Raw genomic sequence first — 1,425 nt, 5'->3', positions numbered from 1 at the left:
TCAGCCCTTAGCGCCCTGGCCGCGGGCGTAGACGTCTTCGTAGCGGACGATGTCGTCCTCGCCGACATAGGCGCCGGTCTGGACCTCGATCAGGACCATCGGAACCTTGCCGGGGTTTTCCATCCGGTGCACGGCGCCCAGCGGGATGTAGACCGACTGGTTCTCGGTCACCAGTTGCTGATGGTCGTCAATGGTCACACGGGCGGTGCCCTCGACCACGATCCAGTGCTCGGACCGGTGGAAATGGCTCTGCAGGCTCAGCGAGGCGCCGGGGTGGACATGGATCCGTTTCACCTGGAACCGGTCGCCGACCACAAGGCTTTCGAACCAGCCCCAGGGGCGGTGATCCATGGGGAACTGGGTCGCCTGTGCCGCGCCTTTCTCTTTCAGGGCGGCAACCGCTTTCTTGACGTCCTGCGCCCGCGACTTGTCGGCAACCAGCACGGCGTCGTTCATCGCCACCGCGATGATATTGTCCAGCCCGATGCCAACCACCTCCATCTGCTCGCTGTCCGACCGCAGCAGCGAGTTCCGGCAGTCGATCGCAGTTGCGCCACCGCTGGTGACCACGCCGTCCCCATCCGGGCCGCTTTCGCGCCAGACCGCGTCCCAGCCGCCCAGATCGGACCAGGCTGCCTCAAACGGAACGACCGACAGGTTATCGGCCTTTTCCATCACCGCGTAATCGATCGAGATGTCCTCGGCCTGCCCCCAGGGTTCGGGCGCGAGCCGCAGGAAGCCAAGGTCGGTCTGAGCGTCGTTCAACGCGTCCTGTACCGGCTGCATCAGCCCGGGCGCATGGGCCTTGAAGGCGGCGATGATATCAGTGGCACGGAACAGGAAAATGCCCGCGTTCCATTTGAAGTTGCCGGCGGCCAGCATCTCGGTCGCGCGGGCCAGGTCCGGCTTTTCGACAAACTGCTTCAGCGGGACGGGTGACCCGTCACTGCCCGACGCCGAGGCAAGTTCCAGATAGCCATAGGCGGTTTCCGGAAGTGTCGGGGTGATGCCGAAGGTCACCAGCTGCCCCTGCGCCACGGCATCCATCCCGCGGGCGACCGCCGCCTGGAACGCGGCGGCATCGGGCACAACGTGATCGGAGGGCGCCACCAGCAGCACCGCATCCTCGTCTTCGGCATGGGCGCGCAGCGCCGCGGCCAGCACGGCGGGGGCGGTGTTGCGCCCCTCGGGCTCGATCAGAATGGCACCGGGATCGATCCCGACGGCCTGCAGCTGCTCGGCCACGATGAACCGGAAATCCGAGTTGGTCAGGACCATCGGAGCCGCAAATTTCAGCCCGTCCGCGGCACCGGACAGACGCCGCGCAGAGGCCTGAAACAGCGTCTCATCGCCGATCAAAGAGACAAATTGCTTGGGGTAGCTTTTCCGCGACAAGGGCCACAAACGGGTTCCAGAACCTCCGCA

Annotated in this window: 1 protein-coding gene; it reads right to left on the bottom strand. The window is 65.5% G+C overall.

What is annotated here, in order from left to right; all coding sequences use genetic code 11:
* On the bottom strand, positions 1-1,425 hold a 1,425-nt coding region (locus tag GOX88_RS23235), incomplete at its 5' end, for a mannose-1-phosphate guanylyltransferase/mannose-6-phosphate isomerase (RefSeq protein WP_254443423.1).

Origin of the sequence: Ruegeria arenilitoris (assembly GCF_013030985.1) — a bacterium.
GTDB lineage: Bacteria > Pseudomonadota > Alphaproteobacteria > Rhodobacterales > Rhodobacteraceae > Ruegeria > Ruegeria arenilitoris_B.
This window is presented reverse-complemented; position numbering and strand designations above follow the sequence as displayed.